General features: G+C 68.9%; 23 protein-coding genes. 16 read left to right on the top strand and 7 right to left on the bottom strand.

All coding sequences use genetic code 11. The annotated features are described in order from the left end of the window. The first annotated feature begins 30 nt into the window (after window positions 1-30). Window positions 31-888 carry a hypothetical protein gene (locus tag Q7P21_RS01020; RefSeq protein ID WP_304168207.1) on the top strand — a complete coding sequence of 286 codons (858 nt, stop codon included), beginning with the start codon at window positions 31-33 and terminating at the stop codon, window positions 886-888. On the opposite strand, the gene Q7P21_RS01025 is transcribed toward Q7P21_RS01020, so the two are convergent. Further along, window positions 885-1805 carry a tartrate-resistant acid phosphatase type 5 family protein gene (locus tag Q7P21_RS01025; protein ID WP_304168205.1) on the bottom strand — a complete coding sequence of 307 codons (921 nt, stop codon included), beginning with the start codon at window positions 1803-1805 and terminating at the stop codon, window positions 885-887. The two genes, Q7P21_RS01020 and Q7P21_RS01025, sit on opposite strands and share 4 nt — an antisense overlap. 296 nt (window positions 1806-2101) lie before the next feature. On the opposite strand from Q7P21_RS01025, the gene Q7P21_RS01030 reads away from it, so the two are divergent. The 8 genes from Q7P21_RS01030 to Q7P21_RS01065 all read left to right on the top strand — a co-directional run bounded on the left by Q7P21_RS01030 (window position 2102) and on the right by Q7P21_RS01065 (window position 8708). Beyond that, entirely contained in the window at window positions 2102-2410 is a 309-nt protein-coding gene (locus tag Q7P21_RS01030; protein ID WP_304168203.1) for a hypothetical protein, read from the top strand. A gap of 153 nt (window positions 2411-2563) precedes the next feature. Beyond that, a complete protein-coding gene (locus Q7P21_RS01035) occupies window positions 2564-2890 on the top strand; it encodes a PaaI family thioesterase (RefSeq protein ID WP_304168200.1) in 327 nt (108 codons plus the stop codon). Between the two features lie 186 nt (window positions 2891-3076). After that, window positions 3077-3631, top strand: coding sequence for a F0F1 ATP synthase subunit delta (locus tag Q7P21_RS01040; protein WP_304168197.1), 555 nt, complete (start codon window positions 3077-3079; stop codon window positions 3629-3631). A gap of 3 nt (window positions 3632-3634) precedes the next feature. Then, window positions 3635-5170 (top strand): F0F1 ATP synthase subunit alpha, encoded by a 1536-nt coding sequence (gene atpA / locus Q7P21_RS01045; RefSeq protein WP_304168194.1) that lies wholly within the window; start codon window positions 3635-3637, stop codon window positions 5168-5170. A gap of 22 nt (window positions 5171-5192) precedes the next feature. Beyond that, window positions 5193-6062: a F0F1 ATP synthase subunit gamma gene (locus Q7P21_RS01050; protein WP_304168192.1), complete on the top strand. Its 870-nt coding sequence runs from the start codon at window positions 5193-5195 to the stop codon at window positions 6060-6062. An 18-nt stretch (window positions 6063-6080) separates the two neighbouring features. Continuing rightward, entirely contained in the window at window positions 6081-7649 is a 1569-nt protein-coding gene (gene atpD / locus Q7P21_RS01055) for a F0F1 ATP synthase subunit beta (protein WP_304175343.1), read from the top strand. 5 nt (window positions 7650-7654) lie between these two features. Then, window positions 7655-7921: an ATP synthase F1 subunit epsilon gene (locus Q7P21_RS01060; protein ID WP_304170875.1), complete on the top strand. Its 267-nt coding sequence runs from the start codon at window positions 7655-7657 to the stop codon at window positions 7919-7921. Window positions 7922-8015: 94 nt separating this feature from the next. Next, a complete protein-coding gene (locus Q7P21_RS01065; protein ID WP_304170877.1) occupies window positions 8016-8708 on the top strand; it encodes a hypothetical protein in 693 nt (230 codons plus the stop codon). An 82-nt stretch (window positions 8709-8790) separates the two neighbouring features. Here the strand turns inward: Q7P21_RS01065 and Q7P21_RS01070 are convergent, their stop codons facing one another. Genes Q7P21_RS01070 through Q7P21_RS01080 form a run of 3 tightly spaced genes read right to left on the bottom strand, consistent with a single transcriptional unit; the run spans window position 8791 to window position 11220 of the window. Further along, window positions 8791-9534 (bottom strand): alpha/beta fold hydrolase, encoded by a 744-nt coding sequence (locus Q7P21_RS01070; protein ID WP_304170879.1) that lies wholly within the window; start codon window positions 9532-9534, stop codon window positions 8791-8793. 52 nt (window positions 9535-9586) lie between these two features. Continuing rightward, the gene (locus Q7P21_RS01075) at window positions 9587-10063 is read right to left on the bottom strand and encodes an RNA pyrophosphohydrolase (protein ID WP_304170881.1); all 477 of its coding nucleotides are present in this window, start codon (window positions 10061-10063) and stop codon (window positions 9587-9589) included. Further along, window positions 10060-11220, bottom strand: a complete 1161-nt coding sequence (locus tag Q7P21_RS01080) for a divergent polysaccharide deacetylase family protein (protein WP_304170883.1) — start codon at window positions 11218-11220, stop codon at window positions 10060-10062. The genes Q7P21_RS01075 and Q7P21_RS01080 overlap by 4 nt, the downstream gene beginning before the upstream one ends. A 151-nt stretch (window positions 11221-11371) precedes the next feature. Here Q7P21_RS01080 and Q7P21_RS01085 point away from each other — a divergent pair, with 151 nt between their 5' ends. Then, window positions 11372-12016 carry a hypothetical protein gene (locus Q7P21_RS01085; protein WP_304175345.1) on the top strand — a complete coding sequence of 215 codons (645 nt, stop codon included), beginning with the start codon at window positions 11372-11374 and terminating at the stop codon, window positions 12014-12016. Here the strand turns inward: Q7P21_RS01085 and Q7P21_RS01090 are convergent. After that, window positions 11979-13007, bottom strand: coding sequence for a phosphotransferase family protein (locus Q7P21_RS01090; RefSeq protein WP_304170887.1), 1029 nt, complete (start codon window positions 13005-13007; stop codon window positions 11979-11981). The two genes, Q7P21_RS01085 and Q7P21_RS01090, sit on opposite strands and share 38 nt — an antisense overlap. Before the next feature lie 149 nt (window positions 13008-13156). On the opposite strand from Q7P21_RS01090, the gene Q7P21_RS01095 reads away from it, so the two are divergent. Together Q7P21_RS01095 and Q7P21_RS01100 are read left to right on the top strand one after the other, a co-directional pair. Next, a complete protein-coding gene (locus Q7P21_RS01095) occupies window positions 13157-14182 on the top strand; it encodes a purine nucleoside permease (protein WP_304175347.1) in 1026 nt (341 codons plus the stop codon). Next, window positions 14179-15504, top strand: coding sequence for an NCS2 family permease (locus tag Q7P21_RS01100; RefSeq protein WP_369695331.1), 1326 nt, complete (start codon window positions 14179-14181; stop codon window positions 15502-15504). The genes Q7P21_RS01095 and Q7P21_RS01100 overlap by 4 nt, the downstream gene beginning before the upstream one ends. Here the strand turns inward: Q7P21_RS01100 and Q7P21_RS01105 are convergent. Continuing rightward, on the bottom strand, window positions 15501-15968 hold the full coding sequence (locus tag Q7P21_RS01105) for a MarR family winged helix-turn-helix transcriptional regulator (protein ID WP_304175349.1): 468 nt from the start codon (window positions 15966-15968) through the stop codon (window positions 15501-15503). The two genes, Q7P21_RS01100 and Q7P21_RS01105, sit on opposite strands and share 4 nt — an antisense overlap. Before the next feature lie 87 nt (window positions 15969-16055). Between Q7P21_RS01105 and Q7P21_RS01110 the strand changes: the two genes are divergently transcribed. From Q7P21_RS01110 to Q7P21_RS01120, 3 genes are read left to right on the top strand one after another with little or no spacing between them, the layout of a single operon-like run. Then, window positions 16056-17282 (top strand): flavin-dependent oxidoreductase, encoded by a 1227-nt coding sequence (locus Q7P21_RS01110; protein WP_304175351.1) that lies wholly within the window; start codon window positions 16056-16058, stop codon window positions 17280-17282. After that, complete coding sequence (locus tag Q7P21_RS01115; RefSeq protein WP_304171506.1) at window positions 17279-17728, top strand: DUF3237 family protein; 450 nt, start codon at window positions 17279-17281, stop codon at window positions 17726-17728. The genes Q7P21_RS01110 and Q7P21_RS01115 overlap by 4 nt, the downstream gene beginning before the upstream one ends. 11 nt (window positions 17729-17739) lie before the next feature. Then, window positions 17740-18501 carry an alpha/beta fold hydrolase gene (locus Q7P21_RS01120; RefSeq protein ID WP_304175353.1) on the top strand — a complete coding sequence of 254 codons (762 nt, stop codon included), beginning with the start codon at window positions 17740-17742 and terminating at the stop codon, window positions 18499-18501. On the opposite strand, the gene Q7P21_RS01125 is transcribed toward Q7P21_RS01120, so the two are convergent. Next, window positions 18498-19547, bottom strand: coding sequence for a phosphotransferase (locus Q7P21_RS01125; RefSeq protein WP_304171510.1), 1050 nt, complete (start codon window positions 19545-19547; stop codon window positions 18498-18500). The two genes, Q7P21_RS01120 and Q7P21_RS01125, sit on opposite strands and share 4 nt — an antisense overlap. 155 nt (window positions 19548-19702) lie before the next feature. On the opposite strand from Q7P21_RS01125, the gene Q7P21_RS01130 reads away from it, so the two are divergent. Beyond that, window positions 19703-20887, top strand: a complete 1185-nt coding sequence (locus Q7P21_RS01130) for a hypothetical protein (RefSeq protein WP_304175355.1) — start codon at window positions 19703-19705, stop codon at window positions 20885-20887. Window positions 20888-20898: the final 11 nt, after the last annotated feature.

Below are 20898 nucleotides of genomic sequence, written 5' to 3' on the forward strand. Positions count from 1 at the left end.
CGGCTCCGGAGGTGCTGGCGCGCCGTCATCATGGCCCTCGGGCTGGTCCTGGCGACGTCCCCCGTGAATGCGGCCCCCATAGACCGATCGCCCCTCGATCCGGCGACCGCCGCCAACCCCGACCTGGCCCGACACCGGGGCGACCCGGTCTGGGCGCGGCTTTCGGTGGCGACCCTGAGGTTCGCCGAGGGCGACTATAGCTGGACCCTGATCGTGATCACCGACCCGGCGCGGCCGGCCGGGCCCTTCTGGTTCGTGCCGCATGACGACGAGGACGCCGCCTTCGACGCCGGCTTCCAAGGGTTGACCACCTATGGCGGGCGGCTGGTGGCGGTGGCCAATGGCGGCCGCCGCGCCCTGTCGGCGGCCCATGGCGGCGGGGCCGGATGCGTCCACCCCTGCGATCCCAACCGCGATTTTGGGCCACGGGGCCCACTCTATAGTGCGACGGTGCTGGGGCTGATGGCGCCGGGCCAGCCTGCGGTGGGGCTGCACACCAACGCGCCGGGGTCGGTCGGCCACGGAGGACGGGGTTCGATCTTCGCCGATCCAGCCGATGTCGCCCGCATCTTCGCCAGCCCCACGGCGGCCGGCGCCTTCGCCAATGGCGACACCATGGCGATCGTGGCGGGCCGCGCGCCCAAGGCCCTGGCCCATCCCCCCTGTGTGGACACGCTCAACGCCGGCGGCGTGCATGTGGCCTATGAACAGGTGTCCGGTCCGCCGGACGCCTCCGGCGACGGCTCGCTCTCCAACCACCTGGCCCTGGAAGACCGCGATCCGCCCCGGACCTATGTCGGGCTGGAGGCGCGCCATGGCGACGCCGCCAGCGAGATCGCCATGATCGACCTGCTGATGACCTGCCCGGCCTTCGCCGCTTCGCGCTAGGCGGCCCGGCGCTGGGGGATCACCGCCTGGTGCAGAGCCTGGCCCTCATAGTCGCGGAAGGTGACGGTCAGGGTCCGGGCGGTGAGCTCATAGGCGGTGAAGCCCGAGCGCGAGAGGCAGAATTTCGTGCCCGCGATCGCCTTGACCGGCCGCGTCTCCGAGCCTGCCCCGGTGCAGATATAGCTCACCCCATCGACCTCGATGTGCTGCAGGTCGTGGTCGTGGCCGTTCAGATAGGCCTGGACCCCGTGGCGCTCGAGCAGGGGCTTGAGGTCGTCGACCAGCCGGCCAGTATTGCCGTGATCGCCGCCGGAAAAGGTCGTGTGGTGGCCGAACACAAGCTTCCAGGGCGCGGTCGACCGCGCGAGCTCGGCGTCCAGCCAGGCCAGCTGGGCGTCACCGGTCGCGCGCGCGGCCAGGGGCGAGACGATTGGGGTGGTGTCGAGCCCAAACAGGTCGAGGTCGGGAAAGCCCAGCTCTGCCCCGGAAACCTTGAAATAGGCCGAGGGCATGCGCCAGCGGGGGCTGGTCGCCGAATAGTCGATCTGCGCCTGGGGCGAGCCCCGATGGTCGTGGTTGCCGAGCGTGACGTACCAGGGGCGCTGGAGCGCGGCGGCGACATAGACCTCCTCGAAGGAGGTCTTCCACTGGGGGTCCTGGGTGGAGGCCACGCCGTTCTCATAGAAATTGTCGCCGACCGAGAGGATGAACCGGGCGTCGATCGCCTGGGCGGTCCTGCCCATCTGGGCGGCCACGTCGCGCTGGTGCGAGGCGCCGTCACGGCCCCAGTCGCCGACCGCCAGGAAGCGCAGCGCCGAAGGTTGAGCCTCGGCCGCCGGCGCGAGGCCGGCGATCGCCCCGACCGCGAGGCCGCCGATCACCTGACGGCGATCGGGATACAGGCGATAGTCGGTCATCCGGCGGTGTCCTTTGAGGGTGGGGGGATCATTCCGCGATCAGGGCGCGGGCGCAACGTCCCCGGCGCCCAGCACCGGGGCATGATTTCGCCGTTCAGGCCCGATTTCGGGGCAGGTCTGCAATTCCGCATATCGGTGTTGCGAAAAAAGCGGTTGCCCTTGATCTTAACACCGTTATCTTAGCGTTGCTTAGTTCACGTCGCGGCCCGGGTGGGGATACCTGGGTCGGCTCCACGACGAGAACCGGGCCGGGCCCTTCCGGGTTCGTTTCCTCCCCAACCCGTGGAAGACCCAAGATGAAGCTTCAAACTCTCGCGGCCGCCTGCGCCGCCCTCGTCGCCCTGTCCGCCGCCGGTCAGGCCTTCGCCAATGACGCCGTCGTGGTCAAGCTGTCGGCTCCTATCGCCGGCAACGCCAAGTTCATCGCTGGCGGCGCCGTGTTCATCTGCACCGGCGACACCTGCGTCGCCGCCGCCCCGACCTCCCAGACCTATGCGGTTTCCGCCTGCAAGGTGGTGAAGAAGAACGCCGGTCCGGTGGCGTCCTACTCCGTGGCCTCCAAGTCCCTCGAAGCCGACAAGCTCGCCGTCTGCAACGCGAGCTGATTGGTCGCCCACTCCTCTCTCCGCAGGACACGAGCGCTAGGGCGCGCGCCTCCCAGCCAAACCTTAGTCGAGCCTGCCACTCTGGGCGTCGCGGTCCGCCGCGACGCCCTTTTTCTTGGCTGCGGCCACGATCGCTTCTATGAGGCCCGCGTCATGTCGGATGTCTCCCCTTCTCCCCAAGTCCTCACCCGGTCCCTGGCCGTTCCGCAGGGCGCGGCCGCAGCCGCGTTGCTGATCCAGCCGGTCCTGGCCCAGGTTGCGGGCGACGACGCCCATCCGGTGTCGCTCAGCCTGGACTATGGCCCCGCCCTGGTCCCGGGCCAGACCGTGCGGGTGGAGGCCTGGGTCGACCGGGCGACCCGCACCATCGTCTTCGCTCAGGCCCGCGTTCTGGCGCCGGATGGAGCGCTCGCGGTCCAGGCCTCGGCCGTGTTCCGTAGGGTCGTTCCCACGAACCCTGCTAAAGAGGACGGAACTTGAAGGCCCTAAAGGGCGCCGGCTTGGTTGCGGCGCCGAAAATCGCGTGCTAACAGGCGCGCGGCTTTGGGCCGGGGGGCCTCCCAGGTCCCAAGTGCCAGTGTTCTTTTCCGAGCGCTTTCAAGCCTTTAGGTCGCGGTGAAGAGTTCTTCCCCGGGGCCGTACATTCGCACCGGGCGGACAATATAAGTGGCGGACGATTCCAGGACTTCCAATGTGGGCGGCAGATACGCCCAGGCCCTCTTCGATCTGGCGACCGATGAGAAGATCGTCGCTGTCGTGGAGGCCGACCTTCAGGCGCTGAAACGCATGAGCGCCGACTCCAAGGACTTCCGCACGCTGCTCGCGTCTCCGGCTTTCAGCGCCGAGCAGAAGGCCAAGGCGCTTTCGGCCCTGGCCGCCAAGGCCAAGCTGCACGCCACCACCCAGAAGTTCCTGGGCCTGCTGGCTCACAACGGCCGGGTTTCGGTTCTGATGTCGGTGGTCACCGGCTTCGAGGAACTGGCCGCCAAGGCGCGCGGCGCGATCGCCGCCCAGGTGGTCACCGCCATCCCGCTCACCGCCGCCCAGACCAAGGGCGTGGCTCAGGCCCTGCGCACCGCGCTGGGCGCTGATCCGGAAATTTCGACCCGCGTCGATCCGTCCATCCTGGGCGGCATCAAGGTGCAGGTCGGCTCCCGCCTATTCGATGCTTCGCTTCGTTCGAAGCTCGATTCCCTCAAGTTCGCCCTGAAGAGAGCGTAAGCCATGGATATCCGCGCCGCCGAGATTTCGGCCATCCTGAAATCCCAGATCGCCAACTTCGGCCAGGAAGCTGACGTCTCCGACGTCGGCCAGGTGCTGTCGGTCGGCGACGGGATCGCCCGCGTGTTCGGCCTCGACAATGTCCAGGCCGGCGAAATGGTCGAATTCCCGAAAGCCGGTGTGAAGGGCATGGCCCTGAACCTGGAACGCGACAATGTCGGCGTCGTGATCTTCGGCGAGGACCGCGCCATCTCGGAAGGCGACGAAGTCCGCCGCCTGTCGGAAATCGTCGACGTGCCGGTCGGCAAGGGGCTGCTCGGACGGGTCGTGAACCCGCTGGGCGAACCGATCGACGGCAAGGGCCCGCTCACCAACGTGGCCGAGCGCCGCCGGGTGGACGTCAAGGCTCCGGGCATCATCCCGCGCAAGTCGGTGCATGAACCGGTGCAGACCGGCCTGAAGGCCATCGACACCCTGATCCCCGTCGGCCGCGGCCAGCGCGAACTGATCATTGGCGACCGCCAGACCGGCAAGACCGCCGTGGCGATCGACACGATTCTGAATCAAAAGTCGGTCAATGTCGGCGACGACGAGAGCGCCAAGCTCTATTGCATCTACGTCGCCATCGGCCAGAAGCGCTCGACCGTCGCCCAGATCGTCAAGACGCTCGAGGAGCGCGGCGCGCTCGAATACACCATCATCGTCTCGGCCACCGCCTCCGAGCCGGCCCCGCTGCAGTTCCTGGCCCCGTTCTCGGGCTGCGCCATGGGCGAGTGGTTCCGCGACAACGGCATGCACGCCGTCATCATCTATGACGACCTTTCCAAGCAGGCCGTCGCCTATCGCCAGATGTCCCTGCTGCTGCGCCGCCCGCCGGGCCGCGAAGCCTATCCGGGCGACGTCTTCTATCTGCATAGCCGCCTGCTGGAACGCGCCGCCAAGCTGAACGAAGACAATGGCTCGGGCTCCCTGACCGCCCTGCCGATCATCGAGACCCAGGCCAATGACGTGTCGGCCTATATTCCGACCAACGTGATCTCGATCACCGACGGCCAGATCTTCCTGGAAACCGACCTGTTCTTCCAGGGCATCCGCCCGGCCGTGAACGTCGGTATCTCGGTGTCGCGCGTGGGCTCCTCGGCCCAGATCAAGGCGATGAAGACCGCCGCCGGTCCGATCAAGGGCGAACTCGCCCAGTATCGCGAAATGGCCGCCTTCGCGAAGTTTGGCTCCGACCTCGACGTCACCACCCAGCGCCAGCTGGCGCGCGGCGAACGCCTGACCGAACTCCTGAAGCAGCCGCAATACGCGCCGCTGACCGTCGAGGAGCAGGTGGCGGTGATCTATGCCGGCACCCGCGGCTATCTCGACGGCATCGCCACCAACCAGGTCGGCCGCTACGAGGCCGAACTGCTGGCCCACCTGCACGGCAAGCATCAGGCGCTGCTGGACGCCATCCGCACCACCAAGGATCTGAAGGGTGATGTGGAAGTCCAGCTGAAGGCCGCCCTGGAAGCTTTCACCAAGACCTTCGCTTAAGCGTCGGTTGGAGAGCTAGGGTATGGCCAGCCTCAAGGAGATGCGCAATCGGATCGGAAGCGTGAAATCCACGCAGAAGATCACGAAGGCGCTGCAGATGGTCGCGGCGGCGAAGCTTCGCCGCTCGACCGAAGCGGCTCAGAACGCCCGGCCCTATGCGGAACGCATGGCTGCGGTGATCGCCAATCTGGCGGCGGGTGTGTCCGGCGACGGCGCGCCCAAGCTGCTGGTCGGCACCGGCAAGGACACCAAGCAGCTGGTGGTCGTCGCGACCTCCGACCGCGGCCTGGCCGGCGGCTTCAACACCTCGATCGTGCGCCTGGCGCGCGAGCGGATTTCGAAGCTGATCGCCGAGGGCAAGGACGTCCGCATCATCACCCTGGGTCGCAAGGCCCGCGACCAGCTGAAGCGCGCCTATGGCGACCGCTTCGTGGCCAGCTTCGAGGTGGGTGGCAATCCGGGCCTGGCCGTGGCCCAGCAGGTCTCGGCCAAGATCGGCGAACTGTTCGAGGCCGGCGAGGCCGATGTGGTCACGCTCGCCTTCTCGCGCTTCAAGTCCGTGGTCCTGCAGACCCCGACGCTCGCCCAGCTGATCCCGGCTCAGGTGACGGGCTCCAAGCCCATCGACCTGAAGGGCGCGGCCTATGAATACGAGCCGGACGGGGAGACTATCCTCGAGACCCTGCTGCCGCGCAATCTGACGGTCCAGGTGCTGTCGGCGATGCTGGAGAACCAGGCCGGGTTCTTCGCCGCGCAGATGACGGCGATGGACAATGCGACCCGCAACGCCGGCGACATGATCGCCGCCCTCACCCTGAAATATAACCGTTCACGCCAGGCGCAGATCACCAAGGAGCTGATCGAGATCATCTCCGGCGCCGAAGCGATCTAACCGAAAGAGTCCGAACCCATGGCTACGACCCCGAAGGCTCCCGCCAAGAAGGCCGCCGCTCCGAAGGCCGCCGCCGCCAAGGCTCCCGCCGCCGCCAAGAAGGCTCCGGCCGCCAAGGCCGCGACCCCGACCCTGGCTCCCAAGTCGTCCGTGGTCGCCACGGGCAAGATCGTCCAGGTCATCGGCGCCGTCGTCGACGTCGAGTTCGTGGGCCATCTGCCGGCGATCATGAACGCGCTGGAGACCACCAACGTCGACCAGCGGACCGGCCAGCCCTTCCGCCTGGTGCTGGAAGTCGCCCAGCACCTGGGTGAAAACACCGTCCGCACCATCGCCATGGACACCACCGAGGGTCTGACCCGCGGCCAGCCGGTCAGCGACAGCGGCGCCGGCATCACGGTCCCCGTGGGCCCCGCTACGCTCGGCCGCATCATGAACGTCATCGGCGACCCGATCGACGAAGCCGGCCCGATCGCCACCACCCACATGGCCCCGATTCACCGCGAGGCCCCGTCCTTCGCCGATCAGTCGACCTCGGCCGAAGTGTTGGTCACGGGGATCAAAGTCATCGACCTGCTCTGCCCCTACACCAAGGGCGGCAAGACCGGCCTGTTCGGCGGCGCGGGCGTCGGCAAGACCGTGACCATGCAGGAACTGATCAACAACATCGCCAAGGCCTATGGCGGCTATTCGGTTCTGGCCGGCGTGGGTGAACGCACCCGCGAAGGCAACGACCTCTATCACGAGATGATCGAGTCCAAGGTCAACATGCCGGGCGGCGGCGAAGGCTCCAAGTGCACCCTGGTCTATGGCCAGATGAACGAGCCCCCCGGCGCCCGCGCCCGCGTGGCCCTGACCGGCCTGGCGCAAGCCGAGTACTTCCGCGACCAGGAAGGCAAGGACGTGCTGCTGTTCGTGGACAACATCTTCCGCTTCACCCAGGCCGGCGCCGAAGTGTCGGCTCTGCTGGGTCGGATCCCGTCGGCCGTGGGTTATCAGCCGACGCTCGCCACCGAGATGGGCAATCTCCAGGAACGCATCACCTCGACCAACAAGGGGTCCATCACCTCGGTCCAGGCCATCTATGTTCCCGCCGACGACCTGACCGACCCCGCGCCTGCCGCCTCCTTCGCCCACTTGGACGCGACCACCGTGCTCTCGCGCGACATCGCCGCCCAGGCCATCTTCCCGGCCGTGGACCCGCTGGACTCGACCAGCCGGATCATGGACCCGCTGGTGATCGGCGAAGAGCACTACAACGTCGCCCGTCGCGTCCAGGAAACCCTGCAGGCCTACAAGGCCCTGAAGGACATCATCGCCATCCTGGGCATGGACGAGCTGTCCGAAGAGGACAAGGTCACCGTGGCCCGCGCCCGGAAGATTCAGAAGTTCCTGTCCCAGCCCTTCCACGTGGCCGAGCAGTTCACCAACATGCCCGGCATCTTCGTCAGCCTCGAAGACACCATCCGCTCCTTCAAGGCGCTGGTGGACGGCGAGTATGACCACCTGCCGGAAGCCGCCTTCTACAATGTCGGCGCCATCGAAGACGCGGTCGCCAAGGCCGAAAAGCTGGCGGCGGAAGCCTAGGTCCCATGGCTGGCAAGATTCACTTCTCCCTCGTCTCCCCGGAACGCGAGCTGTTCTCGGGTGAGGTCGATCAGGTTGACGCGCCGGGGTCCGAAGGCGACTTCGGCGTGCTCGCCAACCACGCGCCGTTCATGACAGCGCTGAAGGAAGGGCGCGTGCGGGTCTATGCCGGCGGCAAGATCACCGACTTCGACGTCAAGGGCGGCTTCGCCGACGTGACGCCGGAAGGGCTCACCATTTTGGCTGAACACGCTCAGGCGGTCGCCAGCTAGGCGATCAGCCTCGCCTTCGCCCTAAAGTCCGGCTAGGGGACTTGCGAGGGACGGCGACTTTGAGTGTGATAATCGCCTAGTCAGGGGAACTTCCATGCGTATCGCCTTCGCCAGTCTGATCGCCTTCGCCGGCGTCGCCACCGTCGCCGTCGCCCAGACGACGCCACCTGCGGCGCCCGCAACGGCCCCGGCCGCCGCACCTGTCGCGGCGCCGGCCCCCGCGGCGGATCCCGCCGCCGCCGCTGCTCCGGCCCCCGCGCCGGCCGCTGACGCTGCGGCTCCGGCTCCGCCGGAACCCACTCTGCCCACCGATGGCGACGGCGCCATCATCACCAATGTGCTGACCAAGGTCTGCATTCCGCTGGTCAAGGGTGGTGACTACGCTCAGCTCGCGCTGGCCAACGGCATGAAGAAGGGCAAGAAGGACGGCAATATCATCTTCACCCTGCCGCTCACCGGCGGGACGAAGGACTATATGCTGACCCTGGAGAACCCCGGTTCCAACAAGCAGGTCTGCTCGCTGAGCCTGAAATACGTGCTCGACGGCGAGAAGCCGATCATCCGCTCGCTCAACATCTGGGCCTATCTGCACGATCCCTACATGGCCGCGCAGCGCAACGACTACGTGCCGGCCACGGACGTGAAGCGGATCACCAATTCCTGGGAATATTTCACCGACCACGAGTCCCAGGGTCTGGTTTTGGTCCAGCTGAAGAAGCCCGACGGCTCGCCCCTGAACGCCAAGTTCGACCAGGCGACCCTGCTCTATAGCGAGCGCACCTTCTAAGGCGCTGGCCGACCACGCGACGATTTCGAGGCGCCGGGGGAAACTCCGGCGCCTTCTTCGTGGATGCGGATCGGATCGGCGGTCAGCCGATCCAGGTCAGGACGGCGGCGGCGACCTCTTCCCAGCCAGGCTCGCCCGGCAGCCAGTGGCTCATCCCCGGCCATTCCAGATAGGCCCCGCCAATTCGCTCGGCGGTCTGACGCACGGTGGCCGGTGGGTGGATCACGTCGCGACTGCCGGCCATCACCAGGCTGCGGACCTTCAGCGGGCCCGGACCCAGGCTGGTGGTCATCAGCGGGTCCATCCACCAGTTCAGGGTTTCCCACAGGGCGCGACCGCTTTCCGGGCGCATGCGGGCGACGGCGGCCTCGCGCTCGGGCTTGGGCAGCCGGTCGACGCTATAGGTGCGGGCCAGAGTTCCATCCGGCTGGATGGCCTGGATCCAGAACGGCCCCATCATGTGCAGGCTGACGGCGGAAACCGCCTCCTCGATGGTGGAGGCGGCCACGCCCCAGGGCGGCGAGGGCGCCAGCAGCACCAGGCCCTCAAGCTCGCAACGCCGCGACGCCAGCTGGGCCACCAGCCCCCCCATGGAGTGGCCGATCAGGATCGGCGGCTCCGGCTCGGCGGCGCAGACCTTGGCCACAGCGCGCGCATAGTCGGTGATCGACACCCCGGTCACCGCATGGCCCGGGTCGCCAGGGGCGTGTCCGGGCAGGTCCAGGGCGATGACCTTGAGGCCCGCCGCCTCGAAGGGCTCGCGGAAGCGCTCGAAGATCCATCCGCCGCAGAAGGCGCCATGCACCATGATGACCGAAGACGCCAATGGGGCTCCGTTTCAGATTGTCCGCTAAACCCCGCCAGGGGGCGCGGCCAGGCTATCCCGCGAAATCGTGGAAGGCCTGGGCTACCGCCTCATAGGTCGCCCGCTTGAAGGGCACAACGAGGTCTAGGGCTTCGGAGAGCTTTCCCCACCGCCAGGCGTCGAATTCGGGCTCGCCGTGCGCCATCAGGTCGATTTCGGTCTCATCGCCGTCGAAGCGCAGCGCGAACCAGACCTGGCGCTGACCCCTCCAGCCGCGGGTGACCTTGCCGCCCTGGTGGTCGGCCGGAAAGTCGTAGGTGAGCCAGCCGTCGGTGCGGCCCAGCAGAGTGGCCGAGCGGACCCCGGTCTCCTCCGCCAGCTCCCGACGGGCTGCCGTCTCAAGGTCCTCGCCGGCGTCGACGCCCCCTTGCGGGAACTGCCAGTTATAGGGCTCAGGGGTGTTGTGACGCCGCCCAAGCCAGACGCGGCCGTCGGCATGGAACAGCACCACCCCGACATTGGGACGATAGGCAGAGAGGTCTTCGGTCATTTCCGGGTCATGAGAGCCGAGGCCGGGGCCAGCTGATAGCCCCGATCCTCCACCGAGCGCGCCCATTGCGCCACCTGGCCGATGGTCACCGGATAGGCGAAGGCCGAGCCCAGGGCCTGGCCGCGCTGCAAGGCGCCGGCTTCCAGGGCCAGCAGCTGCTGGTCGATGGAATCCGCCGACAGTTGGTCGTCGATGATCCGGTCGGCCGAGGCGCGGGGAATGCCGCCCCGCCGCTGCGCCGCCGAGCCGTCGTCGATGAAGGCCAGGCCCCGGCTGCGCAGGGCGTCGGAGAAAGCGCCCATGGCCGGATCGGTGGCCATGAACTTCGAGCCCAGATAGTTGGTCACCCCGAAATAGCCGGTGGCGCGGCTGAGCAGCCATTCCAGCTTCTTGACGGTCTCGGCCGGCATGGCCCGCGACATCAGGGTGTAGGGGCCGGGATCATTGTCCGGATAGTCCACCGGCTCCATGGGCGCTTCCAGCAGCACCTCATGGCCGTTGGCGCGGGCCAGGTCGATCCAGCCTTGCAGGCCCTCCGAATAGGGCACGAAAGACAGGGTGATCTCCGGCGGCAGGCCCTCGATGGCCTGGCGGGTCGCCGAGGCGTTGAGCCCCAGCCCGCCGATCACCAGGGAGATCTTTGGCCGGCCGTTGGAGGTGAAGGGCCGGGCATAGGCCTGGGCTGGGGTGCGGCCGTCGCCACCGATCACCGGCAGCGGGCCATTGGGGCCATTGATCGTGACGCCCTGAATCGGCGCCTGGGGCAGGGGATCTGCGGCGCGGAAGGCGCGGCCGCCGGGCAGGGTGATGGTGGCCATGCCCCCGGGGCCGATCGGGCTTTCCGACAGGCTATAGATATCCTCGGTGATCAGGGGCTGGCCCGGATGCTCGGCCAGCAGGGCCTCGCGCCAGCCGGGCGGCGCGGCCATGGCGGCGACCTTGGCGAGCGAGATGCGCACCACCGGCGTGCCGGCCTGGGGATCGCCGATCGTGGCGATCAGCCCGACGGTGGTCAGCAGGAACAGGCCGGCGGCGGCGCCGGCGCTGACATAGGGATTGGCCACGGCCCGCATCAGGGCCTCGGGCGGCCGGAACCCGCCGCTCGGGGCGGCCGGAACGGTGGGATAGGTCTTCCGGGAAAAGGCGGGCATGGGCATGCGAAGCTCCTGCCCGAGAGGGTGAATGAACATGGTTAATGAATGACTTAACGGGCCGACGGCCAGGGGCGAGGAACCTTCGGCCGGCCACGGGGTTTGCGCGCTGGCCTAGCGCGCGCAAGATCGTCGCGGCGGGCCAGGGGAGGCGGGCATGGCGTCCAGATTGAAGGTCGGGGTCGATGTGCCCTGGGTGACCAGTTGGACCTCCGAGGCCCTGCTGGGGGTCGGGCCCTGCGCGACCGTCGACGGTCGCCTGGCCATCGGTCAGGCCGAGCGGCCGGGCGAGGGCAAGCCGCAATATTCGCGCAATCACCTGCGCCGCCAGCGCGACAGCGTGCGCCGCATGCTCTGCCCCATGTGCGGTGAGCCGACCGCGCCCGGGGATCGTTGGCATCAGACCGGCAAGCTGATGGCGGTCGGCGCGCTGCGGGCCCGGGGTCTGGGGGCCGTCACCCCTGCGGACCTCCCCGACGCCCAGATCGTGCTGAACGCCGGCGCGATCTCCCCCAGCCACAAGGCCTGCGCGGAGCGGGCGCTGGAGCATTGCCCGCACCTGGGCGCCGATCCCGACCCGACGATCCGGCCGTTCCCGGCCCGCTGGGCGGTGTTTCCGCTGACGGTGGAGGCCCAGGCGCCGGGCGGGGCCTTGCTGGCTGCGCCGCGACCGCCGATCTCGGTGATCAGCTTCCTGCAGCTGGTGGGGGTCACCGACGGCATGCAGCGCGATTGGCGCCAGAGGTTGAAGGCCGAGACCGGACCTAGCCGATCCAGCGCAGGGCGCGTGCGAACAGGCTGAGCGTCTGGGCGTGCAGGCGATCGCCCGTGGGCTTGGGCGCGCGGCCTGCGCAGGCCCGGGCGTGGGTGCCTTCCAGGATGATGCCCAGCTTGTAGCAGGCCAGGACGGCGTACCAGTCGAGGCTGGCGAGATCGCGCGCCGTGCGCGGGCGGTAATGTTCGACCAACTGGGCGGCGGTGGGGAACCCGGTCCAGGGCTTGACGGTGACCACCGACGGATCGGGGATCTCGCCCTCCGGCCAGGTGGCCATCAGCCAGCCGAGATCCAGCAGGGGATCGCCGATGGTGGTCAGCTCCCAGTCGACGATGGCCGCCAGTTCCGGCCCGTCATGGCGATACATGACATTGGCCAGGTGATAGTCGCCGTGGATGATGCCGGGGATGAAGCTTTGCGGTTGGTTGGCGGTCAGCCAGGCGGCGACCTTGTCCACGCCGGGGATCTCAGCCGGTCCGGTCCAGCCTTCGAACTCTGAATAGGACGCGAGCTGGCCCTTCCAGCGCTCCACCTGGCGGCCGAGATAGTTGTCCGGCTTGCCGAACCCCTCAAGCCCAAGGGCGCGGTAGTCGAGCGCGCCCAGGGCGGCGATGCCCTCGACCAGGGCCAGGCCCATGCGGTGGCGGATATCCGGCGATCCCGCATGCAGGGGCGGCAGGCCGGTGGTCGGATTGAAGCCGTCGATCGGCTCCATCAGATAGAAGGCCGCCCCGATGACGTCCTCCTCCGGACAGGCGGCGATCAGACGCGGATGCGGCACGCCCGTTTCGGCGATGGCCGCCAGCATCCGGGCCTCGCGGCGCATGGTCTCATTGGAATTGGCCCGAAGATGCGGCGGCGGCCGGCGCAGGACATAGGTCCGCTCCCCGCGCCGGAACTTCAGCAGGATGTTCTGGGTGCCGCCGGCCAGCAGGGCGGCGTCCTCCAGCGGGCCCGCGCCCAGGCCCTGACGATCCATCCAGGCGCTGAGCGCGCCCAGGTCCACTGCCGTTTCCACCCTGTCTCGTCCTTCGCGCGGATGTTTCCGTCGCCGCCATAGCGGCCATCCGCGAGGCGCTTGGCAATGATGTCGTGGCGGAAGGCGGTTCAGGTCTTGCCGGTTCCGTCCCGCTGCGGCTCAGTACGGCCCTGTCACGCGGGGGCGACATGCGCAGGCTGATTCTGATTCTCGGGCTGTTGTTCGCGCCGCTGGCGGCCCAGGCCGCGCCGATCCCGATCAAGGTGGTGGTGCTCACCACCTTCGAGGCCGGCGCCGACACCGGCGACGCGCCGGGCGAATTCCAGGCCTGGGCTGAGCGCTATCCCCTGACCCAGACCCTGGCCGTGCCCGGCATCGAACGGCCGGTGCGGCTGTCGGACGATGGCGTGCTGGGCGTGGTCACCGGCATGCGCGGCCGGGCGCGGGAGAGCGTCGCCGCCCTGGCCCTGTCGCCGCAGTTCGATCTCAGCCACGCCTATTGGATCGTGGCCGGCATCGCCGGCGTCGATCCGCGCACCGGCTCGATCGGCTCGGCGGCCTGGGCCCGCTACGTGGTCGACGCCGACCCGGCCTATGAGATGGACGACCGCGAGATCCCCGCCGACTGGCCCAACGGCCTCTATGGCCCAGGCGCCGGAAAGCCCGGCCTGAAGGGCGCCGCGCCAGGGTCCAGCGACATGGTCTGGGCGCTCAATCCCGGCCTCACCGACTGGGCCTATGGCCTGACCCGCAATGTGGCCCTGCCCGACTCCGCCACCTTGCAGACCGATCGCGCCCGCTATCCCAGCGAGCCCGAGGCGCTGAAGCCGCCGCACGTCTTTCTTGGCGATGTGCTGGGGACCACCCGCTTCTGGCATGGAACCCGGCGCACCGAGTGGGCGCGGGCCTGGATCAAGACTTGGACGGACGGCAAGGGCGTCTTCGCCATGACCGATTGCGAGGACCAGGGGATCCTGGATGTGCTCAGCCTCTTTGGCCGCCAGGGACGGGTCGACGCCCGGCGCGTGCTCGTCCTGCGCACCGCCAGCAACTATTCCCGCGAGGGCGACGCCGATAGCCCGGTCCTGAAGTTCGCGCAGGGCGGGCCCCGCGCCGGATTCGAGGCCGCCTGGCTGACCGGCGCGCCGGTGGTCAAGGCCCTGGTCGCCGGCTGGGCGACCTACGAGACCAACCTGCCGGGAGCCGCAAAATGAGCCTGCTCGAGAACACCTTCCAGCTGAAGGCCCGGGGGACCAATGTCCGGACCGAGCTGCTCGCCGGCCTGACCACCTTCCTGACCATGGCCTATATCATCCTGGTCAATCCCTCGATCCTCGGCCAGACGGGCATGCCGCCCGCCGCCGTGGCCGCCGCCACCTGCCTGGCCGCCGGCGTGGGCTGCATCCTGATGGGGATGCTCGCCAACTACCCGATCGCTCTGGCCCCCGGCATGGGGCTGAACGCCTATTTCACCTTCACGGTGGTCAAGGGCATGGGGATCCCGTGGCAGACGGCGCTGGGCCTGGTGTTCATCTCCGGCGTGCTGTTCCTGATCCTGACCTTCGCAGGCGTCAGGAAGCTGATCGTCAACGCCATTCCTCGCACCCTGTTCTCGGCCATAGCCGCCGGCATCGGCCTGTTCATCGCCTTCATCGGCCTGAAGAGCGCCGGCATCGTCACCGGCAACCCGGCCACCACGGTGGGGCTGGGCGACCTGCATAGTCCGGGCGTCCTGCTGGCCCTGCTGGGCCTGGCGATCATCGCGGTGCTGGAGGTGTGGAAGGTGCGCGGCGGGATCCTGATCGGGATCGTCGTCACCTCACTGATCGGCTGGGGCCTGCATCTCGCCCAGTGGTCGCCCCAGCCCTATAGCGTCGCCCAGATGACCGCCACGGCCTTCCAGCTGGATATACCGGCGGCCTTCGGGATCGGCGGCAAGGGGCTGGGCCTGGCCCTGATCGAGATCCTGTTCGTCTTCGTCTTCGTCGACCTGTTCGACAACGTCGGCACTCTGGTCGCGGTCTCGACCAAGGCCGGCCTGGTCCAGCCGGACGGAACCATTCCGCGCCTCAACCGCATTCTGTTCGCCGACGCCACCGCCACGGTGGTCGGCGCCCTGGCCGGCACCAGCACGGTGGTCAGCTATATCGAGAGCGCGTCCGGGGTCTCGGCGGGCGGCCGCACCGGCCTCACGGCGGTGGTCACCGGCCTGTTATTCCTCGCCGCCCTGTTCGTGGCCCCGTGGGCCCAGGCGATTCCCGCCGCCGCCACCGCCCCGGCCCTGATCCTGGTGGGCGCGATGATGATGGCCCCGCTGGCCGACATCGACTGGAAGGACCCCGTGGTGTCGATCCCGGCCTTCCTGACGCTGATCGCCATTCCGTTGACCTTCTCCATCGCCAATGGCCTGGCCTTCGGGGTGATCGCCTGCGCGGTGCTGAAGATCGCCGCCCGACGGATCGGCCGCGAGGACTGGCTGCTGCTGTTGCTGGCCGTGCTGTTCATCGCCCGCTTCGCCTATATGGCCGGGGCCTAAGGGGCGACCCGGGCGAGCAGGGCCTTCAGGGTCGCGATCTCGTCTGCGGTCAGGTCGCCCGCCGCCTCGCGGTCATGGGCGCGGACCTCGGCGATGATGGCGGGCAGGCGCGCCTGGCCCGCCGCCGACAGGGCAAGCGCCTGGGCGCGGGCGTCACCCGGGATGGGCTGGCGCGCGACCAGGTCCCCCAGCCCCTCGACGATGGCCAGCGCGCCGGAGCGGGCTATGCCCATGATGGCGGCGAGTTCGGTCTGCTTCAGGCCCGGATTGGCCGCGATCAACACCAGGGCCGAGAACCTCTGGGTGGTCACGCCCAAGGCCCCCAGCCGGGCGTCGAAGGCCTCCGTCACCCGGATCTGGGCGCGGCGCACCTCATAGCCCAAGAGCTCGTCCAGCACCCCATAGTCGACGCCGGGGCGATGGGGCTGGAAGGACCGGCGGATCGGACGGGGGCTTTTGGTCATCGGAGCGGGCGGTTGAAGTCCGGATGAGGATTGTTATAGTCCATAACAATAAGCGGTGACGCGCCGCATGTCTGCAGGGAGGACGCCATGCAGGTCATCATAGCAGGCGCTGGGATCGGCGGTCTCGCTGCGGCCCTTGCGCTGCAGGCGGCCGGCCACGAGGTGACGGTGTTCGAGGCCGCGCCGCACATCCTGCCGCTGGGGGTGGGCATCAATCTCCTGCCCCATGCCGCGGAGGTGCTGGACGAACTGGGCCTGATCGACGCCCTGCTGGCCCAGGGGGTGGCGACCCTGGAGCTGGTCTATTTCAACCGCTTCGGCCAGCGCATCTGGGGGGAGCCGCGGGGTCGGTCGGCCGGTCACGCCGCCCCCCAGATCTCCCTGCCTCGGGGCGCCTTGCAAGGGGTGCTGTTCGACGCCGCCGTCGCCCGGCTCGACGAGGGCCGGGTGGTCTGCGACCGCCGTCTGGCCGGCCATGAGCAGACCTCAGGCGCGATCACCGCGCGCTTCAGCGACGCCGGAGGTGAGGCCCACTCTGTCACCGCCGACATCTTGATCGCCGCCGACGGCATTCATTCCGTGGCCCGGGCCGGGCTCTTTCCGGACGAAGGTCCGCCGGTCTATGGCGGCCGGATTCTCTGGCGCGCGACCAGCCTGGCCCAACCCTTCCTGACCGGCGCCAGCATGATCATGGCCGGTCACCAGGATCAGAAGTTCGTCGCCTATCCGATCTCCAGGCCTGGCCCGGACGGGCGCCAGAGGATCAACTGGATCGCCGAGTTGCGGATCGCCGAGAGCCTGAAGCGCGAGGATTGGAACCGCTCGGGCGACCTGGCCGATTTTCTGCCGCGCTTCACCGACTGGCGGTTCGACTGGCTGGACGTTCCCGGCCTGATCGAAGGCGCGGAGGTGGTCTATGAATTCCCCCTGGTCGACCGCGATCCCCTGCCGCGCTGGAGCCACGGGCGCATGACCCTGCTGGGTGACGCCGCCCACGCCATGTATCCGATCGGCTCCAACGGGGCGAGCCAGGCCATCCTCGACGCCCGCGCCCTGGTCCGGACGCTCGGCGCCCATGCCGACCCGGTCGAGGCGCTCGCCGCCTATGAGGCCGAGCGCCTGCCCGCCACCGCCGCCATCGTCCGCGCCAATCGTGGCAATGGCCCGGAACAATGCATGCAGATGGCCCAGGAGCGGGCGCCGGACGGCTTTACGCGGATCGAGGAGGTGTTCGCCGACGGCGAGCTGGCCGCTATCGCCGCCCGCTACAAGGCGCTGACCGGCCTGAAGCCCCAGCCGGAGACCGCCGCATGACCCCGGCCCTGACCCCGCTGATGACCCTTGAGGTCGTCGTCGCCCCGCCCGTGTCGGTCGACCCCGGAACGCCCGGCCGCCGGTTCATTCCTATCGTTGGCGGAACCGTGTCCGGCGGGCTGGAGGGCCAGGTGCTGGCGGGCGGCGGCGACTGGCAGACCCTGTGGGCCGATGGGCGCATGGACATCTCCGCGCACTACATCCTCGACATCACCGGCCACGGGACGGTGGAGATCCGCTCGGAAGGGGTGCGCGCCGGACCGCCGGAGGTGCTGGCCGCCCTGGCGCGGGGCGAGGCGGTCGATCCCGGGCTCTACTATTTCCGCACCGCCGTTCGGATGCGCACGGCCGCGCCGGGGCTGGCGCGGCTGAACGCCGTCCTGGCGCTCGCTACCGGTGAGCGGCTGGCCGACCAGGTGCGGCTGCAGGTTTTTGAGATCGGATAGGGGATCAGAGCATGGCTGACCGTTTCAAGACCTCTGACGGCCTGACCCTGGCCTGGCATGAATGGGGCGCCGGGCACGGCGGCCCGCCGGTGCTGCTGCACCACGGCTTCGGGGCCAGCGCCAAGCTGAACTGGCTGGCGGCCGGGGTGGTCGCCGCCCTGACCGATGCCGGGCGTCGCGTGATCGCCATCGACGCCCGTGGCCATGGGGAGTCCGAGAAGCCGCACGATCCGGCCTTCTATGGCGAGGACCGCATGTCCCGCGACCTGTCGGAGCTGATTGACCATCTGGGCCTCAGCGAGGTCGATCTGGTCGGCTATTCCATGGGCGCCATCGTCGCCCTGATCACGGGGACCCGGGAGCGCCGGCTGCGCCGCCTGATCATCGGCGGGGTGGGGGACGGAATCCTGGCGCGCGGCGGCGTGGACACCCGCGTCGTTGACAATCGCGACATCGTCGCCGCCCTGCTTGCCGACGACCTCTCGACCATCGCGCCCTCAGCCCTGCCGTTCCGCCAGATGGCCGACGCCACCGGCGCAGACCGCAAGGCGCTCGCCGCCCAGGCCCAGGTGGTGCATGCGGAGCCCATTGCCCTGCAGGATATCATCGTGCCGACCCTGGTGATCGCCGGAGACAGGGACCCCTTGGCCGCCAATCCCGAGCGCCTGGCCGCCGCCATCCCGGGCGCCAGGGCCGTGATCACCCCGGGCGACCATCGGGGCGCGGTCTCCAGGCCGGAGTTCGCCGCCGCGATCGTGGCGTTCCTGAGCTAGCGCCGCAGCGCCTCCAGCGCAGTGGTCGCCAGGATCTTCACCCCGGAATTGTCGGTGCTGGGCTCGCCCGAACCGATGCCGTCGAGATTGCGCTTGAAGACGCCCTGGCTGATCGAGGCCAGGCGGAACAGCGAGAAGGCCAGATAGAACGGGAAGTCGACGATCTCGTCGCGGCCGGTCAAGCGGGCATAGGTCGCCACATATTCCGCTTCGGTGGGAATGCCGCTGGCGGCCAGGTCGATCCCATCCAGCGTGCCCCAGCTCTCCGACCGCGAGTGCCACAGGATGCAGTTGTAGCCGATGTCGGCCAGGGGATGGCCGAGGGTGCAGAGCTCCCAGTCCAACACCGCGATGATCCGCGGCTCGGTGGGGTGGAACATCACGTTCTCCAGCCGATAGTCCCCATGGGCGATGGTCACCGTGTCGTCGCTCGGGATGCGGGGCGGAAGCTCGGCGATCAGCGCCTCCATGGCCGGGATCAGCTCCGTCTCGGCGCCCCGGTACTGCTTGATCCAGCGCCCGACCTGGCGGTCGAAATAGTTGCCGGGCCGGCCAAAGTCGGCGAGGCCCACCGCGACCGGGTCGACGGCGTGCAGCAGGGTCATGACCCGCACCAGCTCATCATAGATCGCCCGGCGCTCGGCCGGGGCCATGCCGGGCAGGCGGGCGTCGCGGAAGATGCGGCCCTCCAGGAAGTCCATGACGTAGAAGCTGGTGCCGACGACGCTCTCGTCCTCGCAGAGCGCACGCATGCGCGGCACAGGCACGGGCGTGTCACCGAGCGCCTTCATCACCCGATATTCGCGGTCGACCTGGTGGGCGCTGGCCAGCAGCTGGCCCGGCGGCTTCTTGCGCATCACATAGCGCGCCGCCGGCGTGGTCAGCAGATAGGTGGGGTTCGAGGCCCCGCCCTTGAACTGTTGGACGCTGAGCGGGCCAACATAGCCGTCCACATGATCCTTGAGCCAGGCGTCGAGCACGGACTCATCAAGCCGGTGCGCGGGCCGCACATCGCCCAGGCTAGGTGTCCCCGGATCATCCGCCATGGCGCTCGTCCTCCCTGTTTGGCGGGAAGGATAGACGCCTTTCCGCTGCGGTGGGGAAGGGCCATGCGTCGATGTATGGCGGCGGTTCAAACTCATGCGCTGCATCAAGGCGCGCCCTCAGGGCATATGCCCCTAGTCTCAGATCGAGGTCCGCCATGCCCGTCACCCGCCGAAACCTGATCACCGTCCTGACCCTGGTCGGCGGGGGAGCGGTCGCCGCGACCGGTGCGGCGGTGGGGGTTGGCGCTGAGCGGGCGGGGATGATCCATCCTGATATGTCGCCCTTCGAGGCCTGGCGCGCCCTGGCGCGCGCGAGGGCCGGCGATCCCCTGTCCATCGTTGCGGCGGGAATCCTGGCGGCCAATCCCCACAACACCCAGCCCTGGATTTTCGAGGTGGGGGCCGACCGAATCCGTCTGCGAGCCGATGAAGGCCGAAACCTGGGGAGCTTCGATCCGTTTCGGCGCGAGATGTGGCTGGGGCTCGGCTGCGCGGTCGAGAACATGGTCCAGGCCGGTCCGGCCCTGGGCTTCGACGTGACGGTCGATCTCGCCGCCGAGGCGGGGGAGGCCATGCCGCATGTGGCGCTGGGCCTGACGCCGCGCGCGCCAGAGGGCCGCGCCATCCTGGCGACCATGGCGGAACGCCGGTCCAACAGGACGCCCTATGAGACCCGTCCGATCCCTGCCGAACTGGCGGGCCGTCTGACGGCGCTGGCGCGCGGGGACGGCGCGCGGCTGAAACTGTTCGAGGCGGGCGGAGACCCGGGCCGGCGCTCCGGCCAGGCGACGATCGACGCCACCCGGGCGATCAACGCCGATCCCCAGATGTCGCTGGACAGCCACCATTGGTATCGGGCGACCCCGCGAGAGGTCTCCAGATTCCGCTCAGGCCTGTCGGTTCCGACCAGCGGACTTTCGCCCCTGGTCACCTTCGCCGGCCAATTGCTGCCGCCGCCAGGACCCAAGGCCCAGGGCGACTACTGGCTGGCCTCGACCTCCAAGCAGATGGCGGGGTCGGCCGTGTTCGGAACGATCGCGGTGGATGACCTCTATGACCGGGGCCAGCAGCTGGCCGCCGGCCGGCTATGGCAGAGGCTGCAGCTGGCGCTCACCGTGGCGGGGCTCGCCAGCCAGCCGGTGAACCAGTTGCCCGAGCGGGTGGACCGCGCCCGCCAGCAGGGGCGGATCTCAGAGGCCGAACACGCGGCCGCCATCGTCGATGAGTTCGGCGACGGGCACGTCACCTTCGCCTTCCGGGCGGGATATGCCGAGGCGGCCGCGCCCCATTCCGCAAGGCGACGGCTGGCCGAGGTGGCGCGGCCCTTGTCAGAGGGATAGGGCGGCCGAGC

It is taken from the genome of Phenylobacterium aquaticum (assembly GCF_947378715.1).
Taxonomy (GTDB): domain Bacteria; phylum Pseudomonadota; class Alphaproteobacteria; order Caulobacterales; family Caulobacteraceae; genus Phenylobacterium; species Phenylobacterium aquaticum_A.

What these genes read in the sequence shown, in the direction of transcription:
- Q7P21_RS01020 (WP_304168207.1), top strand. Translation starts at nt 31, where the DNA reads ATGGCCCTCGGGCTGGTCCTGGCGACGTCCCCCGTGAATGCGGCCCCC.
- Q7P21_RS01025 (WP_304168205.1), bottom strand. Translation starts at nt 1,805, where the DNA reads ATGACCGACTATCGCCTGTATCCCGATCGCCGTCAGGTGATCGGCGGC.
- Q7P21_RS01030 (WP_304168203.1), top strand. Translation starts at nt 2,102, where the DNA reads ATGAAGCTTCAAACTCTCGCGGCCGCCTGCGCCGCCCTCGTCGCCCTG.
- Q7P21_RS01035 (WP_304168200.1), top strand. Translation starts at nt 2,564, where the DNA reads ATGTCGGATGTCTCCCCTTCTCCCCAAGTCCTCACCCGGTCCCTGGCC.
- atpA (WP_304168194.1), top strand. Translation starts at nt 3,635, where the DNA reads ATGGATATCCGCGCCGCCGAGATTTCGGCCATCCTGAAATCCCAGATC.
- Q7P21_RS01050 (WP_304168192.1), top strand. Translation starts at nt 5,193, where the DNA reads ATGGCCAGCCTCAAGGAGATGCGCAATCGGATCGGAAGCGTGAAATCC.
- atpD (WP_304175343.1), top strand. Translation starts at nt 6,081, where the DNA reads ATGGCTACGACCCCGAAGGCTCCCGCCAAGAAGGCCGCCGCTCCGAAG.
- Q7P21_RS01060 (WP_304170875.1), top strand. Translation starts at nt 7,655, where the DNA reads ATGGCTGGCAAGATTCACTTCTCCCTCGTCTCCCCGGAACGCGAGCTG.
- Q7P21_RS01065 (WP_304170877.1), top strand. Translation starts at nt 8,016, where the DNA reads ATGCGTATCGCCTTCGCCAGTCTGATCGCCTTCGCCGGCGTCGCCACC.
- Q7P21_RS01075 (WP_304170881.1), bottom strand. Translation starts at nt 10,063, where the DNA reads ATGACCGAAGACCTCTCTGCCTATCGTCCCAATGTCGGGGTGGTGCTG.
- Q7P21_RS01080 (WP_304170883.1), bottom strand. Translation starts at nt 11,220, where the DNA reads ATGCCCATGCCCGCCTTTTCCCGGAAGACCTATCCCACCGTTCCGGCC.
- Q7P21_RS01085 (WP_304175345.1), top strand. Translation starts at nt 11,372, where the DNA reads ATGGCGTCCAGATTGAAGGTCGGGGTCGATGTGCCCTGGGTGACCAGT.
- Q7P21_RS01095 (WP_304175347.1), top strand. Translation starts at nt 13,157, where the DNA reads ATGCGCAGGCTGATTCTGATTCTCGGGCTGTTGTTCGCGCCGCTGGCG.
- Q7P21_RS01100 (WP_369695331.1), top strand. Translation starts at nt 14,179, where the DNA reads ATGAGCCTGCTCGAGAACACCTTCCAGCTGAAGGCCCGGGGGACCAAT.
- Q7P21_RS01105 (WP_304175349.1), bottom strand. Translation starts at nt 15,968, where the DNA reads ATGACCAAAAGCCCCCGTCCGATCCGCCGGTCCTTCCAGCCCCATCGC.
- Q7P21_RS01110 (WP_304175351.1), top strand. Translation starts at nt 16,056, where the DNA reads ATGCAGGTCATCATAGCAGGCGCTGGGATCGGCGGTCTCGCTGCGGCC.
- Q7P21_RS01115 (WP_304171506.1), top strand. Translation starts at nt 17,279, where the DNA reads ATGACCCCGGCCCTGACCCCGCTGATGACCCTTGAGGTCGTCGTCGCC.
- Q7P21_RS01120 (WP_304175353.1), top strand. Translation starts at nt 17,740, where the DNA reads ATGGCTGACCGTTTCAAGACCTCTGACGGCCTGACCCTGGCCTGGCAT.
- Q7P21_RS01125 (WP_304171510.1), bottom strand. Translation starts at nt 19,547, where the DNA reads ATGGCGGATGATCCGGGGACACCTAGCCTGGGCGATGTGCGGCCCGCG.
- Q7P21_RS01130 (WP_304175355.1), top strand. Translation starts at nt 19,703, where the DNA reads ATGCCCGTCACCCGCCGAAACCTGATCACCGTCCTGACCCTGGTCGGC.